We start from the raw sequence: 20,577 nt of genomic DNA, 5'->3' as shown, positions 1-20,577 counted from the left end.
GCATTCGTAACATTCCGGAGCCTCCGACAGCATGGGGACATGACCGCCCTCCTGCCCGCTGCGTCGCGCACCGCTGAGGCCCCGACGACGTCGGGCTCCGCACAACCCGTGCGCCTGGACGGCATCGCGCGGTCGTTCCCGCTCGCTCAGGGGCGACGCGAGGTGCTCCGCGGCATCGACCTGGATATCGCCGCCGGGGAGATCGTCGCCGTCGTCGGTCCGTCCGGGTGTGGGAAGTCGACGCTGCTGCGCCTCATCGGCGGACTGGACACCCCTACACGCGGGACGATCCGTCTGGACGGCTCCGGTGTCGCCGACGTCGACGAGCGCACGGCGATCGCGTTCCAGGAGCCGCGGCTGCTCCCGTGGCGTACGCTCGCGCAGAACGTCGAGCTCGGTCTTCCCCGGGGCGTCTCCCGCCGTGCCGGACGCGCTCGGGTCCGCGAACTCCTGCAGCTCGTGGGACTCGAACACGCCGCCGACCAGCGCCCCCGTGAAGTGTCCGGAGGCATGGCGCAACGGGCCTCCCTCGCCCGGGCTCTCGCCAGGAACCCCGGAGTCCTGCTGCTCGACGAGCCGTTCGGTGCGCTCGACGCCCTCACGCGCCTCCGCATGCACGACCTGCTCCTGAAGATCCACGCGGCCGAGCCCACCACGGTGCTGCTCGTGACCCACGACGTGGAGGAGGCTCTCTATCTCGCCGACCGCGTGCTGCTGCTGCGCACCGTCGGCGACGCAGACGACACGGCGTCGTCCGTCGCGCGGACGATCCGCGTCCCCGGCATCCGCCCCCGAGACCGCGCCGACCGCGGCCTCGCCGACCTGCGCGCCGAGCTCCTCGAAGGGCTCGGCGTCGACACGCACCACCACACCCCCGAGGAGACCCGATGAGCACCATCACCCGCCGCATCATCCCTGCGATCGCCGTCGCCGGGACGATGATGCTCGTCGCCACCGGCTGCGTCGCCGGGGAGAACGCGTCCGCCGAAGCCGAGTCCACGCCGGCCGGGAACGGCGAGTGGTCGGCGGACACGCTGTCCATCGACTTCGCGACCTACAATCCGCTCAGCCTCGTGATCCGCGACCAGGGCATCCTGGAGGACATCCTCGGCGACGAGGTCACCGTCGAATGGGTGCAGTCCGCTGGCTCGAACAAGGCCAACGAGCTCCTCCGCTCGGGTTCGGTCGACGTGGGATCGACGGCGGGCTCGGCCGCGCTGCTCGCCCGCGCGAACGGCTCGCCCATCCAGGTGATCGACATCTTCTCCCAGCCCGAGTGGTCGGCCATCGTCGTCGGGCCCGACAGCGACATCGCCTCGGTGGAGGACCTCAAGGGCGCCTCCGTCGCGGCCACCAAGGGCACCGACCCCTACTTCTTCCTCCTCCAGGCGCTGGAGGAGGGCGGGCTGTCGCTGGCTGACGTCGAGGTGCAGAACCTCCAGCACGCCGACGGGCGCGCGGCGCTCGACGGCGGTTCCGTCGACGCGTGGGCGGGGCTCGACCCCATCATGGCCGCCGCGGAGCAGGAGTCGGGCGACAAGCTCATCTACCGCAACGTCGACTTCAACACCTACGGCTTCCTCAACGCGACCGAGGACTTCATCGACAACCACCCGGACCTCGCTCAGGCCGTCGTCGACGCCTACGAGGAGGCGCGTGCGTGGGCGCTGGAGAACCCGGAAGAGACGGCCGCCCTGTTGGCAGAGGTCGCCGGTATCGACCTCGAGGTCGCGACCACGGTCATCCAGGAGCGGTCGAACCTGGACGTGGACGGCGTCCCCGGCGATGACCAGCTCGCGGTGCTCGAGAAGATCGCTCCGGTGCTCGTCGAGTCCGGCGACGTCCAGGGTGGGCAGGAATCCGTCGACAAGGCACTGTCCAGCATCATCAACGACACCTTCGCGACGAAGGCGGGCGCGGGCGAGTGACCGGTTTCGAGGATCGGGTGGTCGTCCCGGCGGAATCGCGGGACGCGCTCGAGTTCGCGAAGGGTGCTCCCCGGCGGGGGACGGGAGGAGCACGGCGTGGTCTGCCGCCCGCCGTACGGATCGTCGCGGGTCTCCTGATCCCGGCCGCGATCCTCATCGCCTGGCAGGTGGTCACGACGGCCGGTCTCATCGAGCCGTACCGCCTCCCGGCGCCGGCGTCGGTCTTCCAGGCCGGGGTGGAACTCGCCGAGTCCGGACAGCTCTGGACCCACATCGCCATCTCCGTCCAGCGGGTGCTGCTCGGGTTCGCGATCGGCTCGGTCGTCGGCCTCGCCGCAGCCGGCATCGTCGGGCTCTCACGCTGGGGTGACGTGCTGCTCAGCCCGACCCTCGCCGCGGTCCGCGCGGTGCCGTCGCTCGCCTGGGTGCCGCTGCTGATCCTGTGGATGCAGATCGGCGAGGAGTCCAAGGTGACCCTCATCGCGATCGGTGCGTTCTTCCCGGTCTACACGACCGTCGCCTCCGCGCTCCGGCACGTGGACCCGCAGCTCGTCGAGGCGGGACGCTCCTTCAGCCTGCACGGATGGTCGCTGTTCCGGACGGTGCAGCTCCCGGCCGTCGTGCCGTCCGTCGTCGCGGGCCTGCGCCTCGCGCTCGCCCAGGCGTGGCTGTTCCTGGTCGCCGCCGAGCTGATCGCCTCGTCCATGGGGCTCGGTTTCCTCTTGACCGACTCCCAGAGCACGGGGCGCGTCGACCGCATCCTGCTCTCCATCGTGCTGCTCGCGCTGCTGGGCACGATCACCAACGGCGTGCTCGCGCTGCTGGAGAAGTACCTGTTGCGGCGATGGACGTGACGACGACCGAGGCTCGGCTGCAGGAGGAACGGGTCTATCCTCCGTCGCCCGCGTTCCCCGACGCCAACGTGACCGCGGACGCCTACGAGCCCGCGGCCGCTGATCCTCTGGCCTTCTGGGAGGACGCGGCGCGCCGACTGGACTGGGCCGAGCCGTGGACGGCCGTGCACGAGTGGGAGCCGCCTGTCGACGGTGCCGTCCCCGCGGCGCGGTGGTTCCTCGGCGGACGGCTGAACGTCGCGGTGAACTGCGTGGACCGTCATGTCGACGCTGGAGGCGGAGACAAGGTCGCGCTGCATTTCGAAGGGGAGCCCGGCGACCGGATCTCGGTGACCTACGCCGACCTGCAGCGTCGTGTGGCCCAGGCGGCGCATGCGCTGGAAGACCTCGGGATCCGACCGGGGGACCGCGTGGTGATCTACCTCCCCGTGCTCGTGGAGACCGTGGTCGTCACGCTCGCGTGCGCGCGGATCGGAGCCGTCCACTCGCTCGTGTTCGGAGGGTTCTCCGCGGAGGCCGTGCGGTTCCGGCTCGAGGATACCGGGGCGAAGCTGCTCGTCACCAGCGACGGCCAGTTCCGGCGGGGGACGGCGACCGAGGTCAAGTCCGCCGCCGATGCCGCCGCTGCGGGACTGCCGGACCTCGAACACGTCCTCGTGCTCCGTCGCACCGGACAGAGCGTCCCGTGGACCGAAGGCCGGGACGTGTGGTGGCACGATGTCGTCGACACGGCTCCCACCGCGCATCGGGCGGAGGCCTTCGACGCCGAGCACCCGCTCTTCATCATCTACACCTCCGGCACGACCGGGAAGCCCAAGGGCCTCGTGCACACCTCCGGTGGCTACCTGACCCACGCGAGCTGGGCGCATTGGGCGCATTTCGACGCCAAACCCGACGACGTCCATTGGTGCACGGCCGACCTCGCCTGGGTCACGGCCCACACCTACGAGATCTACGGGCCGCTGTCGAACGGGCTCACCCAGGTCATCTACGAGGGCACGCCGGACACTCCTCGCCGCGAGCGGCACCTGGAGATCATCGAGCGCTACGGCGTTACCGTCTACTACACGGCCCCGACGCTCATCCGGACGTTCATGACCTGGTTCGGCGACGAGCTGCCGAGCGGCCACGACCTGTCGACCCTGCGACTGCTCGGCACGGTGGGCGAGGCGATCAATCCGGAGGCCTGGGTGTGGTTCCGCCGGAACTTCGGGCGGGGTGAGCTCCCCGTCATCGATACGTGGTGGCAGTCGGAGACCGGTGCCGCGATGATCGCCCCCCTGCCCGGCATCACGCCGCTGAAGCCCGGCTCTGCGTCGGTCCCGCTTCCGGGCATCGACGTCGCGGTGGTCGACGAGAACGGGGACGAGGTGGCGCCGGGCCGATCCGGGACGCTGGTCGTCCGGCGCCCGTGGCCGGGGATGGCGCGGACCGTCTGGGGGAACCCGGAGCGCTACCGCGACGCGTACTGGTCTGCGTACGCCGGCGTGGGCGCGCACGGCGGCTACTACGTCGCCGGAGACGGGGCGACCAGGGACGCCGACGGGTTCATCTGGATCCTGGGCCGGCTCGACGACGTCGTGAACGTGTCCGGTCATCGCCTCTCGACGATCGAGATCGAGTCGGCGCTCGTGGCGCACGAGACGGTCGGCGAAGCCGGGTCCGCCGGCGTGGCGGATCCGGTGACCGGGCAGGCGGTCGTGGCGTTCGTCACCCCGTCCGGCCGGGCGGAGATCGACGCGCACGCGCTGCGCGCCGAGGTCGCCCGCGCGATCGGTCCGGTCGCGAAGCCGAAGCACGTCGTCGTCGTGCCGGACCTGCCCAAGACGCGCTCGGGGAAGATCATGCGCCGCCTGCTCGCGCAGCTCTGGGATGCCGAACAGGATCGGCGCGCGGGACGCACTCCGCAGGCCCTCGGCGACACGACGTCACTGCAGAACCCCTGGGCCGTCGACGACATCGCCGGCGCTCTCGCCGCAGAATCGAGGACATCATGACCGACGACCACCGCTTCGGGTTCCGCACCCGCGCTCTGCACGCCGGCGGCACACCGGACGCCGCCACCGGAGCGCGGGCGGTGCCGATCTACCAGACGACGTCGTTCGTCTTCGACGATGCGGCCGACGCCGGCAACCTCTTCGCGCTGCAGAAGTACGGCAACATCTACTCGCGCATCGGCAATCCCACCGTCGCCGCCCTGGAGGAGCGGCTGGCCTCGCTGGAAGGCGGTATCGGGGCCGTCGCGACCGCCTCGGGGATGAGCGCGGAGTTCATCACGTTCGCCGCCCTCGTGGGCGCGGGCGATCATGTCGTGGCCGCCGCGCAGCTCTACGGCGGCACGGTGACACAGCTCGATGTCACCCTGCGACGGTTCGGCGTGGAGACGACGTTCGTCAGCTCCTCCGACCCGGCCGACTACGCTGCGGCCATCCGTCCGGAGACCAAGGTCGTCTACGTCGAGATGATCGGGAACCCGTCGGGCGAGATCGCCGACATCGCGGGTCTCGCCGCCGTCGCGCATGAGGCGGGGGTGCCGCTCGTCGTCGACGCCACGCTGGCCACCCCGTACCTCGCCCGCCCGCTGGAACACGGGGCGGACATCGTCATCCACTCGGTCACGAAGTTCCTCGGCGGTCACGGCACGACCCTCGGCGGCGTGGTCATCGAGAAGGGCACCTTCGACTGGGGCAACGGCAAGTTCCCGCAGATGACCGAACCGGTGGCCTCCTACGGCGGGATCTCCTGGTGGGGGAACTTCGGCGAGTACGGATTCCTCACCAAGCTGCGCTCCGAGCAGCTGCGCGACATCGGGCCGGCGCTGAGCCCGCAGTCGGCCTTCGCGCTCCTGCAGGGCGTGGAGACGCTGCCGCAGCGCATCGACGCTCACATCGCCAACGCCAGGGTCGTCGCCGAGTGGCTGGCCGCCGACCCCCGCGTGTCCTCCGTCACCTGGGCGGGGCTGGAAGGCCATCCGCATCACGAGCGTGCCGCGCGCTATATGCCGCTGGGACCGGGATCCGTGTTCGCGTTCGGGGTCGCCGCCGAGGACGGCCGCGCTGCGGGGGAGGCGTTCATCGAGAACCTGCAGCTCGCGTCCCACCTCGCCAACATCGGCGACGCCCGCACCCTGGTGATCCACCCGGCCTCCACCACGCACCGCCAGCTCACCGAGGAGCAGCTCGTCGCCGCGGGCGTGCGCCCCGACCTGATCCGCATCTCCGTCGGCCTGGAGGACGCGGAGGACATCATCTGGGACCTCGACCAGGCCCTCACCCTCGCGACGGGAGCCCACCGATGAGCACGACCTCCGCCGGCGACGCCTGCGCCATCCCGCCGACCACGGATGCCGCCAGCTGCGCGCTCCCCGCTGCCGTCGAGCCGGGCCGCACCTGGACCGGGCCCTCGCAGCCGCAGCGGTTCGGACTGCTGCGGCGGGCGCGATCGATCGCCATCGTCGGTGCCTCCGGGAATCCGTCACGGGCCTCGTACTTCGTCGCCACCTACCTGCTGTCCAGCACGCCCTACGACGTCTACCTCGTGAACCCGAGGGAGACCGAGATCCTCGGCCAGCCGGTCTATCCGTCGTTGAGCGCCCTGCCCGTGCAGCCCGACATCGTGGACGTGTTCCGTCGTCACGACGACCTCCCGGGCGTCGCGCAGGAGGCGATCGACAGCGGAGCGAAGACCCTGTGGCTCCAGCTCGGCTCCTGGAACGAGGACGCCGCCGCGATCGCGGAGGCGGCCGGGCTCTCGGTGGTCATGGACCGCTGCATCAAGATCGAGCACGCCCGCTTCCACGGCGGCCTGCATCTCGCCGGCTTCGACACCGGGGTGATCAGCTCCCGACGGCAGCTGCTCGCGCGCTGAGGGGAGCCGCGCCGTGCCCAGGAGGCTCAGGTGCAGATCGTGTTCGCCGTCGTGCGCTGCAGCGTCACGGCAACCTGAAGGTCGGTGAGGTGCCAGTCGAGGCTGCGGCCGGTGAGCCGGGGCAACGAGGAGCACATCCACGCGGGGTCCGGCGTGACGTGGCTGCCCGGGAGCACCCCCGCAGCGGCCCACGAGGTCCACGTCCGGGGAAGGCCCGTCGCCTTCTTCAGATCCACGTCGACGTCCACGTGGTGCGACCCGCCCGGGGCGTTCGTGCTGATGTAGAAGTGGCCGGAGGTGCCGTTGATCTCCTCGTAGCGGATCGCCGTGATCGCGCAGCTGGTGGGAGATGCCGATGGGCTGCTGTAGGCCTTGCACGTGTTCCCCGCGAACGGCGACAACCATGCCGAGGCGGACGTCACCGTCGCCGTGACCACGGTCCGATCCGTCCACGCCGCGGTGGTGGTCGAGACGCTTCCCTGGGCGAAGGCCAGGAAGACGAACGCCATCGCGACCGCGAAGCCGGCCATCGGGGAAACTCGTCGTGCCGGCATCACGTGGTCAGCGGCTTCCGCGCCGGTCGCTCCCCGGGGCTCATCATGCTCAGACCGAGCAGCCCCAGGAGTCCGAGGAGCAGCGGGACGGCGACGGCGGGCGTGGTCATCCGCATGATGGCGGTCCCCCAACCGGGAAGCTGCACCGCCGGCTTCCAGACATCGCCGGTGACCGGATAGTCGAGGGCGTCGGAGAACTCGTTGTTGTCGCCCTTCATCGTGATCGTGCGCGCGCCGTCGGCGGCTTCGATCGCGGTGATGCGATGGGCCACCAGAGAGTCGGTCAGCGCGCTCCGGAGGCTGACGACATCGCCCACCTCCAGAGAGTCGGCGGGGACCTTCGTGGCGATGAGGAGATCGCCTGTCATGATCCCGGGCTCCATCGATCCCGAGATCACGACGAGCGGCTGGATGAGCCCGATCGCCGTGGCGCCCCAGACGACGCCGCAGCCCACGCCCGTGGCGGCCAGCGCCCAGAGCACGGGCAGGGCGAGCCGACGGAGGATCTGCACCACGGTTCGTCTCTTCGTTCTCTGCTGCGGGGCGAGCGGTCAGTTGGTGGCGGTGGCGGAGACCGTGACGAGGATCGTGCCGGTCTTGCCCTGGTTGCTCGTCGGCCAGTCGGCCGGGGTGGTGACGACGAGGTCGAACTCATCGGTCGCCGTGGAGCCGGAGGAGGTCAGCGACGCCGCGAGCCCGGTGATCGTCGCCGTCGGCTTGACCGTGAAGTCCGTCGCCGGGTTGCCGGGGGCGTACTCGACGGTCGAGGTGAGTGCGGCGTTGACGGAGCTGGCGTTCTTCACCCAGAGCTTGATCGTGCGGGTCTCGCCCGGGAGCAGGTTGGCCAGCTTCTCCGCGGGCACGACGAGCTCGATGCTGTTCTTCGCGGCCGACTCCTTCCAGGTGGTCCCGTCGGTGGAACCCTGGAGGTTGAAGGTGGCTCCTGCGGCCGGGGCGCTGAAGAAGGTGTTGTCGGTCCATGCGGCGCTCGTGAGCGCGGCACCGATCCCTCCGGTCGCGAGCACGGCCAGCGCGAACGCCATGATCGGGCGCCGCCGGGAGCGTCGCTCGGTGCGGTCAGGGCGTGCGGGGGCATCCGTGTTCGTCATGGCTTCGACGTTACGCAGCGCACCTCAGGGGACCGTCAAGTCTTCCTCAAGAGGGACCGAAGCTTTCCCGATTGTTCCGCGGCAGCGTCGTGCGCCGCCCTGGGACAGGCGTGGCAGGATGGTCGGATGCCGCTCATCGCTCTCACCGGAGGCATCGCGTCGGGAAAGTCCACCATCGCGAACCGGCTCGCCGAACTCGGCGCGGTGGTCGTCGACGCGGATCGGATCGTGCGCGAGGTGCAGGCGCCCGGATCCGAGGTGCTCGGCGCGATCGCGCGGACGTTCGGTGACGAGGTCATCGCCGAAGACGGGTCGCTCGACCGAGCCGCTCTCGGTGCGACCGTGTTCGCCGATCCGGACCGTCTCGCACAGCTGAACGCCATCGTGCACCCGGCCGTACGGGCCGAGTCCCAGCGTCGTTTCGACGCCGCCTTCCAGGCTGATCCGGATGCCGTCGTCGTGTACGACGTGCCGCTTCTCGTGGAGGCTCGTGTCGACGACCCCTGGGATGCGATCGTCGTCGCGCATGCCCCGGAGGAGGTCCGTCTCGAGAGGCTCGTGCAGCTGCGCGGGATGACGCCCGACGACGCCCGCGGGCGGATCGCCGCCCAGGTTCCAGACGACCGGCGGCTCGCGATCGCCGACGTCGTGATCGACACCGCAGGATCCATCGCGGACACGCTGGCCCAGACGGATGCGCTCTGGAACCGGCTCCGCGCAAGCTGAAGCGGTGCCGCCGCCGGACGCGGCCCCGATGTCGGAGGGGCGGCATACGCTTGATGTATGCAGCCCACCCGCAGTGTCCGCCCCTTCGAGGTCATCAGCGAGTACGCCCCTGCCGGTGACCAGCCGCAGGCCATCGCCGAGCTGGCCTCCCGTATCAACGCCGGCGAGACCGACATCGTGCTGCTCGGCGCCACCGGAACGGGCAAGTCGGCGACCACGGCCTGGCTCGTCGAGCAGGTGCAGCGTCCCACGCTCGTGCTCGCGCACAACAAGACCCTCGCGGCGCAGCTCGCCAACGAGTTCCGCGAGCTCATGCCGAACAACGCCGTCGAGTACTTCGTCTCGTACTACGACTACTACCAGCCCGAGGCCTACGTCCCGCAGACGGACACCTTCATCGAGAAGGACTCCTCGATCAACGCGGAGGTCGAGCGGCTCCGCCACTCGACGACGAACTCCCTGCTGAGCCGGCGTGACGTGGTCGTGGTGTCGACCGTCTCCTGCATCTACGGCCTGGGTGCTCCGGAGGAGTACCTGCGCGCCATGGTCGCGCTGCAGGTGGGGGAGCGGTACGACCGCGACGCCCTGATCCGTCAGTTCATCGCGATGCAGTACAACCGCAACGACGTCGACTTCTCGCGGGGAAACTTCCGCGTGCGCGGCGACACGATCGAGATCATCCCGGTGTACGAGGAGCACGCCATCCGCATCGAGCTGTTCGGCGACGAGATCGAGGCGCTCTACTCGCTGCACCCGCTCACGGGCGAGGTCATCGAGAAGCTGGACGCCGTGCCGATCTTCCCCGCCTCTCACTACGTCGCGGGCACCGACGTCATCCAGCGCTCCATCGGCACCATCGAGCACGAGCTGGAGGAGCGGCTGAAGGAGTTCGAACGTCAGGGCAAGCTGCTCGAGGCGCAGCGCCTCCGGATGCGGACCACGTTCGACCTGGAAATGCTGCAGCAGCTCGGCTTCTGCTCCGGTATCGAGAACTACTCGCGTCACATGGACGGACGCATGCCCGGCGAGCCCCCGCACACACTCCTCGACTTCTTCCCGGACGACTTCCTGCTCGTCATCGACGAGTCCCACGTCACGGTGCCGCAGATCGGCGCGATGTACGAAGGCGACGCGTCCCGCAAGCGCACCCTCGTGGATCACGGATTCCGGCTGCCGAGCGCGATGGACAACCGACCGCTGCGCTGGGACGAGTTCAAGAACCGCGTGGGGCAGACCGTCTACCTGTCCGCCACCCCGGGCAAGTACGAGATGGGCATCGCCGACGGCGTGGTGGAGCAGATCATCCGCCCGACCGGCCTCGTCGACCCGGAGATCATCGTCAAGCCGTCGAAGGGGCAGATCGACGATCTCCTCGAAGAGATCCGGCTTCGCGTGGAGCGGGACGAGCGCGTCCTCGTCACGACCCTCACGAAGAAGATGGCGGAAGAGCTGACCGACTTCCTCGGCGAGCACGGCGTGCGCGTGCGCTACCTGCACTCCGACGTCGACACCCTGCGCCGCGTCGAGCTCCTCAGCGAACTGCGCGCCGGTGTGTACGACGTCCTGGTGGGTATCAACCTGCTGCGCGAGGGACTCGACCTCCCGGAGGTGTCGCTCGTCGCGATCCTCGACGCGGACAAGGAGGGCTTCCTCCGCTCCGGGACCTCACTCATCCAGACGATCGGCCGCGCGGCGCGTAACGTCTCGGGTGAAGTCCACATGTACGCGGACAACATGACGGACTCCATGGCCAAGGCCATCGAGGAGACCGACCGTCGGCGTGAGAAGCAGATCGCGTACAACAAGGAGCACGGCATCGATCCGCAGCCGCTGCGCAAGCGTATCGCCGACATCACGGAGGTGCTGGCGCGCGAGGGTCAGGACACGGCGGAGCTGATGTCCGGCCGGGGCCGCGCGTCGGGCAAGGGCAAGTCGCCGACACCAAACCTGCGGCGCACCGGGATCGCGGCCGAGGGCGCTCAGCAGCTGGAGGCCACGATCCAGGACCTCACCGATCAGATGCTCGCGGCGGCCGCGGAGCTGAAGTTCGAGCTCGCCGGGCGCCTGCGCGACGAAGTGCAGGATCTGAAGAAGGAGCTCCGGTCGATGGAGCGGGCCGGGCACGCGTAGACGGAGCCGAGATGGATGCCGCAGGAGAGGAACTCGCGGACCGCGTCCGCGCACTGCTCGGGGCCGACCCTTCCATAGAGGAGCGCCGGATGTTCGGGACCAGGGCATTCCTCGACGAGGGGCGCATCCTCGTGGGTGCCCGGAAGGACGGGACGCTTCTCGTCCGCGTGGATGAGGAGAACGGGGCTGTCGCCGTGACGCGGCCCGGGGCCGCGCGTGCCGTGATGGGAGCCCGCACCATGGGGTCCGGCTGGATCGACGTCGCCGCCTCGGCGATCGCCGACGACGCCGCGCTCATGACGTGGATCGACATGGCCCGGGAGTCGGTCGGCGCCGCGCTCGCCGATGACGACGACTGACGCCGAGCGAGCTTACGGGCAGTGCACCAGCGTCTTCGGGCCCGAGCGATCGATCTCGTGCTCGGTCATCGGCGCGCCGCACAGCGGACAGGCCCGTTCGGCGCGCTCCGCGGCGCTGGGCGGCGGCGTCTTCTCGTACGGCCCGACCGAGGCCGGACCGGCGAGACGCACGAGGTTGGTGTTCACCCAGGAGTAGAGGCCCCCCGCCTCGCGGATGCGGGTGCGAAGAGGGGGGCGGCTGGAGTCGCGTGACATGTTCATTAGTGTACTAATGATTCGTGCGGATGTATAGTCAGGACCGTGACTGACACCGACGATCTGCTCCGGCTCGAGAATCAGCTCTGCTTCGCCGTGGTCACGGCGGCGCGGAACGTCGTGGCGATCTACCGGCCGATCCTCGAGCCGCTCGGGTTGACGCACCCGCAGTACCTGGTGATGCTCGCCCTGTGGGAGCGGTCGCCGCGGACCCTGAACGACCTCGCCGCCGACCTCGCGCTGGAGCCCGCGACCGCGTCGCCCCTCGTCAAGAGGCTCGAGGCCGACGGCCTGGTGACGCGCCAGCGCAGCAGTGAAGACGAGCGCCGCCTGGAGATCACACTCACCGACGCCGGAGCGGCTCTGCGTGCGAGGGCCGTGGATGTGCCGCGGCAGGTGATGGCCGCCGTGGGGATGGGTATCGGCGAGATCGCCGCTCTCCGGGACGGGCTCGGGGCCTTCGCGGGGCGGCGCTCCGAGCAGAGCTGACCCGTTCCGCGGCACCCCGGTGCGGAACGGGGCCGTCTCGTCCCGCGCCCCTAGGGTGGAGGCATGTCGCGCCCAGAGCCTCCGGTCCGTGCACCGGAGGCCGTGCGCCGGTCAGGGCCGACCGCGCCGCTGCTCGGCCTCGTCGCGATCGCCGGACTGTTCGGGGTCCTCATGCTCGCTGCCGCGGGACAGGGCACCCCGCAGTTCTCGTCGTCCCGGCCGGAGAGCACGGCGCCGCCCCCGGAAGACGTCGTCCTTCCGGTCCCGTCGACGACCGGGACACCACCGCCCCCCGAGTCCTGGGGCGATTCCGCTCTCGCGCAGATTCTCGGGGTGGTCTTCGGGGCGCTGCTGACGCTGGCCGTCCTCGCCCTCGTCCTCGTGGTCCTGCGCCAGCTCCTCCGCTTCCTCCGACGGCTGTGGCAGGCACGTCCGCTCGATCGTCGTGAGGTCGCCGCTGCCGCCGGGGAGGACGGTGGCAGCACTCCCGCGGTACCTCCGAACGAGGAGGTCATCCGCCGCGGGGTCTCCGCCGCGTTGCGCACCGTGACCGCGAGGCCCGATCCCGGTGATGCGATCGTCGCCGCGTGGGTCGGACTGGAGGAATCCGCCGCCGACGCCGGCCACGGTCGCGGAGCCGCCGAGACGCCGGCGGAGTTCACGGCCCGGGTGGTCGGTGCCCGCCGGAGCATCGCAGCTGACGTGCTCCGGCTCCAGGGCCTGTACGAGCGGGTCCGCTTCGGTGGGCTGGTCGCAGACGAGCAGGACCGACAGAGCGCCGTGGTCGCCCTCCGGGGCATCAAGGAGGGGTGGCGGTGAAGGGCATCGTCGTGACGGTGATCAGCGCCCTCATCGGGGCCGCTCTCTTCACCGTGCTCCTCGTGCTCGGAGTGCCTGCCGCCTTCGCCGTGGCCTGGGCCCTCCTCCTGCTCGCGGTGGTCGCGGCCACCCGGCAGGTCTTCGTCGACGAGGCGGTCGTGTGGCCGCCGGAGGCGCCGCGGGCGGAATCGCGCGGCTCGGACGTGTCGCGGATGGCCTGGGCGATCAACACCCGCACGGGCGTCGCCGGGCACGTCGTCGTGCGGCGCGTGCAGGGGGTCGTCCGGCGCCGCCTCGCCCATCGCGGCCTCGACCTCGACGATCCCGACGACCACCCGCGCATCGACGCGATGCTGGGGGACGGCGTTCGAGCGTCCCTGCACGCGCGTGACGTGCAGCGTGCCGACATCGAGCGCGTCCTCGACGCCCTCGACCGCATCCCGACCGACACGGAGGAGACTTCATGACCAACGATGAGACCGCGCAGATCGCCGACGTCGGACGCCGCGTGCTCGCCGGCGTCCGGACAGCGGTGGTCGGGATGGACGAGCCTCTGACTCTGGCGCTCGCCACGATCCTTGCCGGGGGACATGTGCTCTTCGAGGACGTCCCCGGCCTCGGCAAGACGCTCGCCGCGCGGACTCTGGCGGGGGCCCTCGGCCTGGACTTCCGTCGGCTGCAGTGCACTCCTGACATGCTTCCCGGCGACGTCACCGGCTCGTATGTGTACTCGCCCTCGACCGGAGAGTTCGCCTTCCGCCCCGGCCCCCTCTTCACGGGCCTGCTGCTCGCGGACGAGATCAACCGGACGACGCCGAAGACGCAGTCGGCGATGCTCGAGGCCATGGCCGAGCGCCAGGTGACGGTGGAGGGCAATCGGTTCGCCCTCCCACGGCCGTTCCACGTGATCGCGACCTCGAACCCGATCGAGTACGAGGGGACGTACGCGCTGCCCGAAGCCCAGCTCGACCGGTTCATGGTGCGGCTCGCCGTGGGCTATCCCGGCGCTGAGGAGGAGGCGCGCATCATCCTCGACCGCGTCGAGCGGCAGAGCCCGGATGTCGAGGTCGCACCCGTTCTGGACGCGGAGGGACTCCAGCGCCTCCAGGCCGCGGTCGAGCGCATCCACGTCGATCCCGACGTCGTGCGGTACGCCGTCGAACTCGCCCGCGCCACCCGCGAGGCGGCGACGGTAGCCGTCGGCGCGTCCCCGCGCGGCTCGCAGGCGCTCGTCCTCCTCGGCCGCGCGCTCGCCGCGCTGGACGGCCGGGAGTATGTGCGGCCGGACGACATCAAGCGCGTCGCGGTGCCGGTCCTCGCTCACCGCCTGACGCTGACGCCGCAGGCCTGGGCGCAGGGCGTCGATCCGCGGACGGTGGTGGACGCGGCGCTGGTTCGGACGCCGGTGCCTCCGACGGTCGCGACGACGCCGTGACGGACGAGACGGCGACCGAGTCCACCGCCGCACTCACGTGGCGGCGCACGCCGGTCATCGCGCTCGGCATCGCCGGCGCCGCGATCCTCGCGGCGGTCGGGCTCGCCTCCTCGCGTCCGGACGTCGTCGCCCTCGGGCTGCCGCTGGCGCTGACCGCGGGCTGGGCGCTCCTCTCGCGCCCCCGTCCCGGACACGCACGCATCGCGCTGCGGGCCCAGGCCGTCGGCGACGGTGACCGCCCGGAGGTGCGGACCGCCGTGGACGTGCTGCTGACGGCCGACGCCGTACAGGTCGCGGTGGATCAGGACGGGCGGCGCACCGGCCTCGCGGACGTACGGCCCGGCGCCGCGTGCGTCACGGCCCGCAGCGCTCTGCAGCACTCCGGTCCGAGCGAGCCGCTCGGCGTGACCGCGCGGGGATCCGACCTCGACGGTGCGTGGGTCACGGGGCTCCTTCCCCGGACGGCCGTCGTCTGGAACGCGCCCCCGCGCGGCGTGCGGATCAGCGCCCTCCCGGTGGCACCGCGACTCACCGGACTCCACGGTGCACATCCGGGCTCGCGGCCGGGTCAGGGTGGGGACTTCCGTGACATCCAGCCCTTCGTCCCGGGGGACGAGCTCCGGCGGGTGGACTGGCGGGCGACCGCTCGGGCCACCCGTCGCCCCGGCGACCTCCTGGTGCGCAGGGACGACGCGCTGAGCGATTCCTCGGTGGTCATCGCGATCGACACCGCCGAAGACCTGGGTGCGGTCGTCGCCGCGTGGGGGAGCGGCGACGCCGATCGCTCAGGCGTCACGTCGCTCGATCACGCGCGTGAGGCTGCCCTCGCGATCGCCACGGCCGCCATCGGCGTCGGGGACCGGGTCGCCTATCACGCGCTCTCCCCGGACGGGGTGTCGCTGCCGTCCGGTGGAGGAGTGCGGCACCTCGCCCGTCTCCGCCGCGCCATCGCGGCCACCGGCCTCGGCGCCGACCCCTCGTACCGTCGCTCGCCGGTGGTGCCGCCCGGCTCGATCGTCTTCGTGCTCTCGACGTTCGTCGACGGGGTCGCCGCGCGGCTGGCGACGAGCTGGCGTGCCGCGGGACACGCCGTCGTGGCGGTCGACGTGCTCCCTGTACCGGAGGCGACCCGCCTCACCAGGGAACAGCGGATCGCGCTTCGCACGCTGCTCGCCGAACGCGCCGACATCCTGACGGAGCTGGACCACGCGGGCGTCGAGGTGGTGCCGTGGTCGAGCGGAGCCGATGCGGCGATGCGGCTGGCGGCGCGTCGTCTCACGCGCCGGGGGACGGGGCGCCGATGAGTCGTTCCGTCCGCTCGTTCCGCACCGGCGCCGCGGTGCCGGGCATCGTCATCCGGCTCGCGATGGTCGCCGTGGCCGCCTGCGGGGCCCTGCTGCTCATCCCGTTCCCGCTGTGGCAGGGCATCGCCGTGCTCGCCGCGCTCGTCGCCGCCGCGATCCCGCGCAGCCTCGCCGCCTGGGTGGCGCTGGCATGCCTGCCGTTCGGGGTGATCCTCACGGAGCCGGATCCCGGTCGGACGGCGCTGGCGCTGCTGTGCGTGCACGCTATGCACGTGTGCGCGTCGCTGAGTCTCGTGGTGCCGCCGTCCTCGCGTGTGGCCCTCCCGGTCCTGCGTCCGACCGCCGGCCGCTTCCTCACGGTCCAGCTGCTCGCCCAGCCGGTCGCGTTCGGAGTCTGGCTGCTCACCGAGCGGCAGATCACCGGGACGACCGTGCTCCTGGCACCCGTCGCCGCGGTGATGCTGCTGGGTGGGGTCCTGCTCGCGGTCCGCGCTGCGAGACGGGCCGACGTGGCGGCCGCAGGAACCGGGGCGTTCGGCGTTCTCGGAGCCGATGTCCGTGGCCCCTCGTAGACTTGTTCGGTGCCCATCGTCCCCGTTGCTTCCCCAGGAAAACTCAGTGTCCGCGGCGCCCGCGTGCACAATCTCAAGAACGTCGACATCGACATCCCCCGCGACTCGCTGGTGGTCTTCACCGGCCTCTCCGGATCGGGGAAGTCGAGCCTCGCCTTCGACACGATCTTCGCCGAGGGGCAGCGCCGGTACGTCGAGTCGCTGAGCGCCTACGCGCGGCAGTTCCTCGGTCAGGTCGACCGGCCGGACGTCGATTTCATCGAGGGGCTGAGCCCGGCGGTGTCGATCGATCAGAAGTCGACGAACCGCAACCCCCGGTCCACGGTCGGCACGATCACCGAGATCTACGACTACATGCGTCTGCTCTGGGCGCGTATCGGCGTTCCGCACTGTCCGGTGTGCGGCGAGAAGATCCAGCGGCAGACCGTCCAGCAGATCGCCGACCAGCTCATGGAGCTCCCGGAGCGCACCCGCTACCAGGTCGTCGCGCCGATCGTCTCCCAGAAGAAGGGCGAGTTCGTCGACCTGTTCCGGGAGCTCGGGGCGAAGGGCTACTCGCGGGCGATCGTCGACGGCGAGCTCATCCAGCTGGCCGAGCCTCCGACGCTGAAGAAGAGCTACAAGCACGACATCGCGGTGGTCGTCGACCGCCTCGTCGCCTCGCCCGACATCCTCGGACGCGTGACCGACTCGGTGGAGACCGCTCTCGGCCTCGCCGGTGGGGTCGTGCAGATCAACTACGTGGACGGCGAGGGCGACGACGCCTGGCAGACGTTCTCGGAGAAGCTCGCGTGCCCGAACGGCCACGCGCTCACCCTCACCGAGATCGAGCCGCGCACGTTCTCCTTCAACGCGCCGTTCGGTGCCTGCCCCGCCTGCTCGGGCCTCGGCACCCGCATGTCGGTGGACGTCGATCTGATGCTCGGCGACGAAGACCTCTCGATCCGCGAGGGCGTCATCATCCCGTGGACCACGCAGGGCAAGGGGCTCTTCCAGTACTACGAACGCCTGCTCGAAGGACTCTCCCGCGACCTCGACTTCTCCCTCGACACCCCGTGGCGCGAACTGCACTCCGACGTCAAGGAAGCAGTGCTGCGCGGAGAGAACTACAAGGTCACCGTCAAGTGGAAGAACCGCTACGGCCGTGAGATGCGCTATGCCTCCGGATTCGAGGGCGTGGTGCCGTACATCGAGCGGCAGTACCTGCAGGCCGAGTCCGACACCCAGCGCAGCCGGTGGGGCGAGTACCTCCGCGAGGTCCCGTGCCCGGTCTGCAACGGCGACCGTCTCAAGCCCGAGGTGCTGGCCGTGCAGGTGCACGGCCACTCCATCGCCGAGGTCTCCCACCTGAGCCTGGCCGACGCCCGGGCCTTCATGGAGAAGCTGCACCTCACCGACCGCGAGGCCAAGATCGCCGCCCAGGTGCTCCGCGAGATCCGCCTGCGCCTCGACTTCCTCCTCCAGGTCGGTCTGTCCTACCTCAACCTCAGCCGTTCGGCCGGCTCGCTGTCGGGAGGCGAGGCTCAGCGCATCCGCCTCGCCACGCAGATCGGCTCCGGTCTCACCGGCGTGCTCTACGTCCTCGACGAACCGTCGATCGGACTGCACCAGCGCGACAACCGCCGGCTCATCGAGACGCTGCTCACGCTGCGCGACCTCGGGAACACCCTGATCGTCGTCGAGCACGACGAGGAGACCATCGAGGCCGCGGACTGGGTGGTCGACATCGGCCCGGGGGCCGGCGTGAACGGCGGTGCCGTGGTCCACTCCGGGCCCTACTCGGCGCTGCTCGCCGACACCGATTCGATGACCGGGGACTACCTCTCGGGCCGTCGGGAGATCCCGATGCCGGCGAAGCGCCGCAAGATCGACAAGAAGCGCATGCTCAGCGTCGTGGGCGCCCGCGCCAACAACCTCCGCAACGTCACGGCCGACTTCCCGCTCGGCGTGCTGACCGCGGTCACCGGCGTCAGCGGATCCGGGAAGTCGTCCCTCGTGAACGACATCCTGTATCAGGTGCTCGCGTCGCGGCTCAACGGGGCGCGGACGGTGCCGGGCAAGCACACGCGCGTGACCGGGCTCGACAACCTCGACAAGGTCGTGCACGTCGACCAGGCGCCGATCGGCCGCACCCCGCGATCGAACCCGGCGACCTACACCGGCGTCTTCGACCGCATCCGCACGCTCTTCAGCGAGACGCCCGAGGCGAAGGTCCGCGGCTACCAGCCCGGACGCTTCAGCTTCAACGTCAAGGGCGGACGCTGCGAGGCGTGCTCGGGTGACGGCACGATCAAGATCGAGATGAACTTCCTCCCGGACGTGTATGTGGACTGCGAGGTGTGCCACGGCAAGCGGTACAACCGCGACACCCTCGCCGTGCACTACAAGGGCAAGAACATCGCCGAGGTGCTGGAGATGCCCATCGAGGAGGCGGCCGAGTTCTTCGAGCCGATCCAGGCCATCCACCGCTATATGAAGACCCTGGTCGATGTGGGGCTGGGATACGTGCGCCTCGGGCAGTCCGCGACCACGCTCTCCGGTGGTGAGGCGCAGCGCGTGAAGCTCGCGACCGAGCTCCAGCGCCGCAGCAACGGTCGGAGCATCTACGTGCTCGACGAGCCGACGACGGGTCTGCACTTCGAAGACGTGCGCAAGCTCCTCGAGGTGCTGAACGGTCTGGTCGACAAGGGCAACACGGTCATCGTGATCGAGCACAACCTCGACGTGATCAAGTCGGCCGACTGGGTGATCGACCTGGGTCCGGAGGGTGGTTCCGGCGGCGGCACGATCCTCGCCACCGGCACGCCGGAGCAGATCGCGCGGGTCGAGGAGAGCCACACCGGCCAGTTCCTCGCCGAGATCCTGGGTGAGGGGCGCTCCGCGCGGAAGGCCAGCTGATGGCCGACGTGCTGCCGTACAAGCCCCGGGCGGGCGAGATCCCGACCGACCCGGGGGTGTACCGGTTCCGCGACGCCAACGGCCGGGTGCTGTACGTCGGGAAGGCGAAGAACCTCCGTCAGCGGCTGTCGAACTACTTCGCTCCGCTGCGGACGCTGCATGAGCGCACGCGCCGGATGGTGACGACGGCGGCGTCGGTGGAGTGGACCGTCGTGCCCACCGACGTCGACTCCCTGCAGCTCGAGTACATGTGGATCAAGGAGTTCGATCCGCCGTTCAACGTCAAGTACCGGGACGACAAGTCGTACCCGTTCATGGCGGTGACGCTCGGGGACGAGGCGCCGCGTGTGCTGGTCACCCGCAACCGGAAGATCCCCGGGGCCCGCTACTTCGGTCCGTACCCGAAGGTCTGGGCGGTGCACGAGACCATCGACCTGATGATCAAGGCGTTCCCGATCCGCACGTGCAGCGACGCCAGTTACAAGCGGGCGATGCAGACGGGGCGTCCGTGCTTCCCCGGGCAGATCGGCAAGTGCGGCGGGCCGTGTTCGATGACGGTGTCGATCGAGGAGCATCGCGCCATGGTCGACGACTTCGTCGCATTCATGGCGGGCGGCGACGAACGCTTCACCCGCGAGCTCACGCAGCGCATGCTCGCGGCGTCGGCGGCCATGGACTACGAGGCAGCCGCGAAGTACCGTGACAAGCTCTCGGCGATCGAGGCCGTGCTCGGCAAGAGCGCCCTCGTGCTCCCGGCCGACGAGGACGCCGACCTGTTCGGCATCGCGGAGGACGAGCTCGCCGCCGCCGTGCAGCACTTCGTCATCCGCGGCGGTCGCGTTCGAGGCGTCCGGGCCCTGACGATCGAGAAGGAGATCGACATCACGGGTGGGGAGCTCGTGGAGCAGGTCCTCCAGCAGGCGTACGGCGAGGCCCAGGACGTGCCGCGCCGCATCCTCGTCCCGGTGCTTCCCGACGACGCCTCCGAGCTGGAGGTGTGGCTGCGCGAACGCCGGGGCCGGAAGGTCGAGATCGCCGTGGCGCATCGCGGCCAGCGCGCCGACCTCATGCGCACGGCCACGCTGAACGCCCAGCAGGCGCTGATCAGGCACAAGACGCGTCGGACGAGCGACTACGTCGCGCGCACGCAGGCGCTCACCGACCTCCAGGAGGCGCTGGGGATGGAGGAGGCACCGCTCCGGATCGAGTGCTTCGACATCTCGCACCTCGGCGGCACCAACGTGGTGGCGTCCATGGTCGTGTTCGAGGACGGGCTGC

The 20,577-nt window shown here is 70.4% G+C and carries 20 protein-coding genes and 1 pseudogene; 17 read left to right on the top strand and 4 right to left on the bottom strand.

Annotation, left to right across the window (positions count from 1 at the left end; genetic code table 11):
* Positions 1–39: 39 nt before the first annotated feature.
* The 6 genes from CJ226_RS14265 to CJ226_RS14240 are packed head-to-tail and all read left to right on the top strand — an operon-like array spanning position 40 to position 6,649.
* The gene (locus CJ226_RS14265) at positions 40–891 is read left to right on the top strand and encodes an ABC transporter ATP-binding protein (RefSeq protein WP_102209591.1); all 852 of its coding nucleotides are present in this window, start codon (positions 40–42) and stop codon (positions 889–891) included.
* Positions 888–1,928, top strand: a complete 1,041-nt coding sequence (locus CJ226_RS14260) for an aliphatic sulfonate ABC transporter substrate-binding protein (protein ID WP_102209590.1) — start codon at positions 888–890, stop codon at positions 1,926–1,928. Before CJ226_RS14265 ends, CJ226_RS14260 begins: the two co-directional genes overlap by 4 nt.
* A complete protein-coding gene (locus CJ226_RS14255) occupies positions 1,925–2,782 on the top strand; it encodes an ABC transporter permease (RefSeq protein WP_102209589.1) in 858 nt (285 codons plus the stop codon). The genes CJ226_RS14260 and CJ226_RS14255 overlap by 4 nt, the downstream gene beginning before the upstream one ends.
* Complete coding sequence (gene acs, locus CJ226_RS14250; protein WP_102209588.1) at positions 2,773–4,779, top strand: acetate--CoA ligase; 2,007 nt, start codon at positions 2,773–2,775, stop codon at positions 4,777–4,779. Before CJ226_RS14255 ends, acs begins: the two co-directional genes overlap by 10 nt.
* A complete protein-coding gene (locus CJ226_RS14245) occupies positions 4,776–6,080 on the top strand; it encodes an O-acetylhomoserine aminocarboxypropyltransferase/cysteine synthase family protein (RefSeq protein ID WP_102209587.1) in 1,305 nt (434 codons plus the stop codon). Before acs ends, CJ226_RS14245 begins: the two co-directional genes overlap by 4 nt.
* Positions 6,077–6,649, top strand: a complete 573-nt coding sequence (locus CJ226_RS14240) for a CoA-binding protein (RefSeq protein WP_082802839.1) — start codon at positions 6,077–6,079, stop codon at positions 6,647–6,649. Before CJ226_RS14245 ends, CJ226_RS14240 begins: the two co-directional genes overlap by 4 nt.
* 26 nt (positions 6,650–6,675) lie before the next feature.
* Here the strand turns inward: CJ226_RS14240 and CJ226_RS14235 are convergent, their stop codons facing one another.
* From CJ226_RS14235 to CJ226_RS14225, 3 genes are read right to left on the bottom strand one after another with little or no spacing between them, the layout of a single operon-like run.
* Entirely contained in the window at positions 6,676–7,179 is a 504-nt protein-coding gene (locus CJ226_RS14235; protein WP_102209586.1) for a hypothetical protein, read from the bottom strand.
* 23 nt (positions 7,180–7,202) lie between these two features.
* Entirely contained in the window at positions 7,203–7,718 is a 516-nt protein-coding gene (locus tag CJ226_RS14230) for a signal peptidase I (protein WP_257996675.1), read from the bottom strand.
* A 36-nt stretch (positions 7,719–7,754) separates the two neighbouring features.
* Entirely contained in the window at positions 7,755–8,312 is a 558-nt protein-coding gene (locus CJ226_RS14225; protein WP_102209585.1) for a hypothetical protein, read from the bottom strand.
* A gap of 126 nt (positions 8,313–8,438) precedes the next feature.
* Here CJ226_RS14225 and coaE point away from each other — a divergent pair, with 126 nt between their 5' ends.
* From coaE to CJ226_RS14210, 3 genes are read left to right on the top strand one after another with little or no spacing between them, the layout of a single operon-like run.
* Positions 8,439–9,038, top strand: a complete 600-nt coding sequence (gene coaE / locus CJ226_RS14220; protein ID WP_102209584.1) for a dephospho-CoA kinase — start codon at positions 8,439–8,441, stop codon at positions 9,036–9,038.
* Between the two features lie 57 nt (positions 9,039–9,095).
* Entirely contained in the window at positions 9,096–11,168 is a 2,073-nt protein-coding gene (gene uvrB, locus CJ226_RS14215; RefSeq protein WP_025105040.1) for an excinuclease ABC subunit UvrB, read from the top strand.
* Between the two features lie 11 nt (positions 11,169–11,179).
* Entirely contained in the window at positions 11,180–11,527 is a 348-nt protein-coding gene (locus CJ226_RS14210) for a TfoX/Sxy family protein (protein ID WP_102209583.1), read from the top strand.
* Positions 11,528–11,539: 12 nt separating this feature from the next.
* On the opposite strand, the gene CJ226_RS14205 is transcribed toward CJ226_RS14210, so the two are convergent.
* The gene (locus tag CJ226_RS14205; RefSeq protein WP_062634049.1) at positions 11,540–11,788 is read right to left on the bottom strand and encodes a hypothetical protein; all 249 of its coding nucleotides are present in this window, start codon (positions 11,786–11,788) and stop codon (positions 11,540–11,542) included.
* Positions 11,789–11,827: 39 nt separating this feature from the next.
* On the opposite strand from CJ226_RS14205, the gene CJ226_RS14200 reads away from it, so the two are divergent.
* From CJ226_RS14200 to uvrC, 8 genes and pseudogenes are all read left to right on the top strand, one after another.
* Positions 11,828–12,271 carry a MarR family winged helix-turn-helix transcriptional regulator gene (locus CJ226_RS14200; protein ID WP_062634051.1) on the top strand — a complete coding sequence of 148 codons (444 nt, stop codon included), beginning with the start codon at positions 11,828–11,830 and terminating at the stop codon, positions 12,269–12,271.
* A 63-nt stretch (positions 12,272–12,334) separates the two neighbouring features.
* Entirely contained in the window at positions 12,335–13,090 is a 756-nt protein-coding gene (locus tag CJ226_RS14195; RefSeq protein ID WP_102209582.1) for a DUF4129 domain-containing protein, read from the top strand.
* Complete coding sequence (locus CJ226_RS14190; RefSeq protein WP_257996674.1) at positions 13,087–13,557, top strand: hypothetical protein; 471 nt, start codon at positions 13,087–13,089, stop codon at positions 13,555–13,557. Before CJ226_RS14195 ends, CJ226_RS14190 begins: the two co-directional genes overlap by 4 nt.
* Positions 13,554–14,525, top strand: a complete 972-nt coding sequence (locus CJ226_RS14185; protein ID WP_102209580.1) for a MoxR family ATPase — start codon at positions 13,554–13,556, stop codon at positions 14,523–14,525. Before CJ226_RS14190 ends, CJ226_RS14185 begins: the two co-directional genes overlap by 4 nt.
* Positions 14,522–15,829 carry a DUF58 domain-containing protein gene (locus CJ226_RS14180; protein ID WP_180964611.1) on the top strand — a complete coding sequence of 436 codons (1,308 nt, stop codon included), beginning with the start codon at positions 14,522–14,524 and terminating at the stop codon, positions 15,827–15,829. The genes CJ226_RS14185 and CJ226_RS14180 overlap by 4 nt, the downstream gene beginning before the upstream one ends.
* Positions 15,826–16,401, top strand: coding sequence for a hypothetical protein (locus CJ226_RS14175; protein ID WP_102209579.1), 576 nt, complete (start codon positions 15,826–15,828; stop codon positions 16,399–16,401). Before CJ226_RS14180 ends, CJ226_RS14175 begins: the two co-directional genes overlap by 4 nt.
* Positions 16,402–16,410: 9 nt before the next feature.
* Entirely contained in the window at positions 16,411–19,299 is a 2,889-nt protein-coding gene (uvrA, locus tag CJ226_RS14170) for an excinuclease ABC subunit UvrA (protein ID WP_060921194.1), read from the top strand.
* A pseudogene (gene uvrC, locus CJ226_RS14165) lies at positions 19,299–20,577 on the top strand (excinuclease ABC subunit UvrC); the annotation flags it as partial. The gene uvrA and the pseudogene uvrC, both read left to right, overlap by 1 nt.

The sequence above is a fragment of the Microbacterium sp. UMB0228 genome (genome assembly GCF_002871415.1).
GTDB lineage: Bacteria > Actinomycetota > Actinomycetes > Actinomycetales > Microbacteriaceae > Microbacterium.
The sequence above is the reverse complement of the archived record's forward strand: the minus strand, read 5'-3'. Positions and strand labels throughout refer to the sequence as shown.